At 68.8% G+C, this 5306-nt stretch carries 3 protein-coding genes and 1 pseudogene; all 4 read left to right on the top strand.

Annotated elements, in window-relative coordinates; genetic code table 11:
- Positions 1 to 159: 159 nt before the first annotated feature.
- Positions 160 to 639 (top strand): annotated as a pseudogene (locus QSK36_RS42850) (transposase); the annotation flags it as partial.
- Positions 640 to 920: 281 nt separating this feature from the next.
- Positions 921 to 2045: an NAD(P)/FAD-dependent oxidoreductase gene (locus QSK36_RS42845; protein WP_169988446.1), complete on the top strand. Its 1125-nt coding sequence runs from the start codon at positions 921 to 923 to the stop codon at positions 2043 to 2045.
- Between the two features lie 10 nt (positions 2046 to 2055).
- Positions 2056 to 3408 carry an amidohydrolase family protein gene (locus tag QSK36_RS42840; protein WP_169988444.1) on the top strand — a complete coding sequence of 451 codons (1353 nt, stop codon included), beginning with the start codon at positions 2056 to 2058 and terminating at the stop codon, positions 3406 to 3408.
- A 35-nt stretch (positions 3409 to 3443) separates the two neighbouring features.
- Positions 3444 to 4547 carry a LacI family DNA-binding transcriptional regulator gene (locus tag QSK36_RS42835; RefSeq protein ID WP_169988442.1) on the top strand — a complete coding sequence of 368 codons (1104 nt, stop codon included), beginning with the start codon at positions 3444 to 3446 and terminating at the stop codon, positions 4545 to 4547.
- Positions 4548 to 5306: the final 759 nt, after the last annotated feature.

Below are 5306 nucleotides of genomic sequence, written 5' to 3'. Positions count from 1 at the left end.
GACGCACCATCGGCAACGCCAGGACATGGGTCCGTCCACTGCTGGAAGAGGACGGCTATGTCGTGACCCACTCCACGGCCCGCTACTCCAGTGCGGCCGAACTCCTCAACAGCCTGACATCAACGACGTCTCAGGACACACCGACAATTTGATTCTTGACGGCTTCACTTCATGCGCAACGTTTTGGCCCGCGTCCCCAAGGGATCAGCGGAAATGGTCGCCGCGGCGATCCGGACCATCTTCGCCCAGCCCAACGCCCAGACCGTCCGGGCCCAGCTGGCCACCATCGCCACCATGCTCGGCCGCCAGTTCCCCGCCGTGGAGCAGATGCTCCTCGACGCCACCGACGACATCACCGCGTTCGCCGACTTCCCCGCCCAGCATTGGAAGAAGATCTGGTCGACCAACCCACTGGAACGGCTGAACCGGGAGATTAAACGCCGCTCCGACGTCGTGGGCGTCTTCCCCAACCCCACCGCCCTGGGCCGCCTGGCCGGAGCCGTCCTTGCCGAGCACCACGACGAATGGCAAGTCAGCGACCGCCGCTACCTGTCCGAGGGCTCCATGACCCAACTCACCGCCCCGCCCGCAGACGATCCGGCCGAACCCCTGGCGCACACCGCCCTGGCCGCGTCATAGTCACACCAACCCACAACTCGCCGACCCCACATGATCAGCAGCGAGTTACACCACTCGGCGGGACATCACCAGGGGCGCCCAGATTCGATTGACACGCGGAACGGCGCATGCTTTGTTTGTAACTAGTTACAGCAACTAGTTACTTTCGAGAGGGCGTAAGCCGTCGAGCCGAGGTCATCAGTTCCCTTTCATTCGCCCCGGCTTAGACGATGAGCGCCGAGACCGGCGACACCCGAAACGACCCGACAAGCCCCACGAAAGACGAGGGAGACCGGATCAGCATGGTCGAGCATGTGGTCGTCATCGGTGCCGGCGTCTACGGTGCGGCGGTGACCGCCGCGCTGACGCGGCGGGGCGCTCGTGTCACGGTCGTTGACGCCGGTGCACCGGCGGCTGGCAGCTCTGGTGCGACGTTCTCGTGGACCAACTCCTGCGGCAAGCAGCCGCGGTCGTACCACGATTTCAGCGTCGCGAGTATGGCGGCCCATCGCAAGCTGGCCACCGACGTGCCTCATGGCGACTGGTACCACGAGGGCGGCAACCTCGAATGGGCCGCCGACGACGCCGGGCGCGAGGCACTGCGCAAGAAGGTTGCGGGCGTCCTCGACTACGGATACGAGGCACGGTGGCTCAGCCGAGCGGAGGCGCTGGGCCTGGAACCGGACATGGACCCCGCCGAGTTGCCGGCAGGCGAGATCGCCTACTTCCCGCGCGAAGGCTGGATCGAGCCGGTGCGCCTGATCGCCCACCTGCTGTCGAGGGCGGTGGCCGGCGGTTCCGAACTGGCGGCGAACGACGCCGTCACCGCACTGGAGGTGACTGCGGGCACGGTGCGCGCCGTGCGGCTCGCCTCCGGCCGGCGGCTCCTCGCGGATGCGGTCGTGAACTGTGCAGGACCCCAGGCCGCCGGGATCGCCGCGCTGGCCGGACTGGTTCTGCCCATGCGCAACACCCGCGGTGTGCTCGTCTGCTCCTCACCGGTCGCGGTATCGGTCTCGCGCGTCATCCATGCCCCGCACGTCCACCTACGCCCGGATGGCGGCGGGCGGCTGCTGCTGCACACCCATGAGATCGACGGCACGGCACACGTGTCCGGCACCGGGGAGATCAGCGTCGACCCGTCGGCCATCGACAAGGTGGTCGAGGCCGGTCGTGCGCTGTACCCGGGGATGCGAGCCTCGACCGTGGAAGCCGTCCGGGTCGGTCAACGGCCCATCCCCGGCGACGGCCTGCCGGTACTCGGCCGGGTCGTCGCGCTGCCCAACTTCCACTTCGCGGTCTCGCACAGCGGCGCGACGCTCAGCGTGCACGCCGGCGACCTGGTCGCCGGCGAGGTGCTCGGTGAGGACCACGACGACGCGCTGGCCGCGTTCCGGTTCGAGCGGCCGGCACTGGCGGCCCGGTAACGGAGGGATCATGCGCACGATCGTCCTGCATGGCTGCGACCTGGTCGACGGCACGGGCACGGATCCACGGCACGGGGTGGACATCGTCGTCGCGGGGGGCACCATTCGCGAGATCGTTCCCGCGCGACCGGCTGACGCCTACGGCACGGTGGACGAGATCGTTGACGCGGCCGGAATGCTGATGATCCCCGGACTGATCAACAACCACACACATGGCACCGCGTACGGACCGCTGTTTCCCAGCGGACACGTGGGCCTGCCACACGAGCAGGTCCTCGCCAACCTCGACCGGCACCTGCTGGAAGGGACGACCACGGTGCTCTGCGTGGACGGGTTCGTCACCGCCGAGGCGCTCGCGCGCACCGGTGAAGTGCACCCGATCAACGTCAAACTCGCCTCGTGCAACACCCCGGCGTGCCTGGCGGCGGCGACCATCGCCGACGGCGGCGGCCTCACCGAGGCGAACCGCATGTTCACCGCGCGGCACGCGGTACGCGCCGGCGCGGTCGCGCTCGGCGAGATCGGGGCGGGACACACCCTCGGTGGGGGCGGGGCGAGTTACATGTACATCCCGGCCGAGATCGAGAGACGTACCGGCGTGAAGATCACACCCCGGCAGGCGAACGGGCTGAAGACCGCGGTGCTGGGCCGGCACATCTCGGAGAAGGCGTTCGATCGGGACCGTGTCGAGGAGGCCCTGGCGAGCGCGGGCCTGACTGGCACGCTCTCGGTCGAGGACACCCGTGAGATCGTCTCCGGCATCGTGCTGCCGGCCTTCGACATCGCCTTGCACGGGCTCGCCGAGGCGGCCGGGCAAGCTCGCGAGGCGGGCGTCCCGGTGCTGGTGCACAACGCGGCGGCATCGATGACCCAGGTCGCCTCCATCGCGGAGACGGACGTGACGCTGATCGCCGGGCACTCCAACCACTCGAGCTTCGAGCTCCGCGAGGCGGTCGAGCACGCCGGACGGCTCAAGGAGATGGGTGCGATCGTGGATGTCTCCACCCTGGACACCTTCGGGGCACAGCGGCTCACAACGGGGCCGGAATTGCTTTATGCGATGTTTTCCGCGGGGGTGGTCGACACGATCTCGACCGACTACGCGGGCGGCCACCACGACCCGATCCTGCTGGCGATCGACCGATCCATCAAGGCGGGTGTGGTGAGTCTGCCGGCGGCGGTCGCGATGGCGACCGCCAACGTCGCGGACGCCATCCCCGGCGTGGCACCGCGGCGTGGCCGTATCCTGCCGGGAACGATCGCCGACCTCGTGCTGACGGACCCTGCGGAGCTCCACCACGTGGGGATCGTCATGGTCGGTGGCGAGATCGTCGCGAGAGCCGGTCGGCGCGTCGCCGCCTGACCGGCGCCGGAACTGCTGGGGGGACCGGGAGAATCATGGTGAAACGAGCGACCATCGGCGACGTCGCCGCGGACGCCGGCGTGTCCACGGCCACGGTCTCCCGCGTCCTCAACGGCGGCGCCGTCACCGAGGCGACCGCCACCCGGGTGTGGGAAGCGGTCGCTCGTCTCGAGTACACCCCCAACGCGCTCACCAGGGGCGTCTTCGCCGGACGCTCCAGCACGATCGGAGTCGTCATCCGCGACCTGAGCAGCCCGTTCTACCTGGACCTGATCCGCGGCATCGACGAGGTGGCGGCCGCAAACGACAGCCTCGTCATGCTCGCCAACACCTTCCGTCGCGTCGACCGCGAGGTCGCCCAGGTACGGACCATGGACGAACAGAGGGTGCGCGGCCTGATCGTGACGACCGGCGAAGCGACCGATGGCCGGACACGCCGGATGGCCGAGAACGGCACCCCCTGCGTGATCATCGCGCGCTCCGTGCTGGACGCGCCGCCCGGCATGCACTCGATCAGCTTGGACAACATCGAGGCCGGGCGGCTGATGGCCGTCCATCTGGCCGGGTGCGGGCGGTCGTCCATAGGCGTCGTGTCCTCGGGACGCCGCACGTCTCAGATCGAGCGCACGGCGGGGCTGAGGCGGGCCCTCGCGGACCTGGGGCTGCCCTTGCCCGAGGACGCGGTGATGGTCGCGGAAACCGAAGACGAGGTGAGCGGTGCCGTCGACACGCTGCTCGTCCGTGGCCGTGATCGCGGCGAGCCATTGGACGCGATCGTCTGCACCACCGGCCGACTCACCGTCGCGGTCCACGCGGCCCTCACCGCTCGCGGCATCGCCATCCCCGGCGACATCGCGTTCGTGACGATGGACGATTTTCCGTGGGCCACCGCGCTCGGGATCACCGTGATCGCCCAGCCCTCCTACCAGATGGGCCTGAAGGCGGGCGAACTCGTCGTCGACCGCCCCAGCGGGCCGGTCGAGTTGGTCTTCGCGCCTACGTTGGTCGCCCGCACCTCGTGCGGCGAAGCGCCAGAAGGCCTGATCCCGTACCCCGGCAGCTCGGCGCTCCCGCCAAGCAGTCCAGCCCCGACTGCGCTGCCCACGGTCGTTCCCCACTCGCCTACCAGCGCAATGTGACCAGGCGTACAGCGGTGTGGGGTCGATCAGCGGGACCGAGCGGATCGTCGGGTGCGGCGGGAGGGGTATGTCCGCGGGCAGCAGGCTGAAGTGCTGCGTGTCGGCTGCCAGGTCTGCCAGGAAGTGGTCCAGTCCGAGATTCGTGCCTTCGGCGTGCTGGTGGATGCCGAAGGCCGTGGCGAAGCGGTGCAGGAAGTCCAGCCGGTGGAGCGGGCCGGGGGTCCACAGCACGCCGTCGCGCAACTGTGCCGGACGGATCGCGGGGGCGTCCGCCAGCGGGTGGTCGGCGTGGAGGATCGCGTCCACAGGTTCGAGCCGTACCAGACGAGGGCGGCCACTTCGCCTCGCTGGAACGCCCCGGCCTCGTGGCCGACGACATCCGCGCGTTCTTCGCATCCCTGCGCTGACCTCGGCCCGAGATGAGGGTCGTTTCGTCGTACGTCAAGCAGACTGCTGGCGGGACAGTCCCGCCCGGGGACCAGGTGAGGACCACACGTCTTGCGCGCAGTCGAACAATCCGCACGTCACTAGACGCCGTCCGGAGTTACCTGAACGCCGTTGGGCTGCGAAAACGCCTACTCCAACGTCCTGGGGGTCAAAAGGTCGTGGGTTCAAATCCCGCCGTCCCGACACTGTGATGTCGCAAGACATCGGAAACCCTCGAACCTACGGGTTCGGGGGTTTCTTCGTGTACTGGGGTTGGTAGTCGCGGGTGGGGTCGATGGTCAGCTCGCGGAGGAGTTCTCCGGTGGTGGCGTT

The organism is Microbispora sp. NBRC 16548 (assembly GCF_030268985.1).
Taxonomy (GTDB): domain Bacteria; phylum Actinomycetota; class Actinomycetes; order Streptosporangiales; family Streptosporangiaceae; genus Microbispora; species Microbispora catharanthi.
This window is presented reverse-complemented; position numbering and strand designations above follow the sequence as displayed.

Coding starts and splice junctions, on each gene's coding strand:
- QSK36_RS42835 (WP_169988442.1), top strand. CDS start 3,444: ATGGTGAAACGAGCGACCATCGGCGACGTCGCCGCGGACGCCGGCGTG.
- QSK36_RS42845 (WP_169988446.1), top strand. CDS start 921: ATGGTCGAGCATGTGGTCGTCATCGGTGCCGGCGTCTACGGTGCGGCG.
- QSK36_RS42840 (WP_169988444.1), top strand. CDS start 2,056: ATGCGCACGATCGTCCTGCATGGCTGCGACCTGGTCGACGGCACGGGC.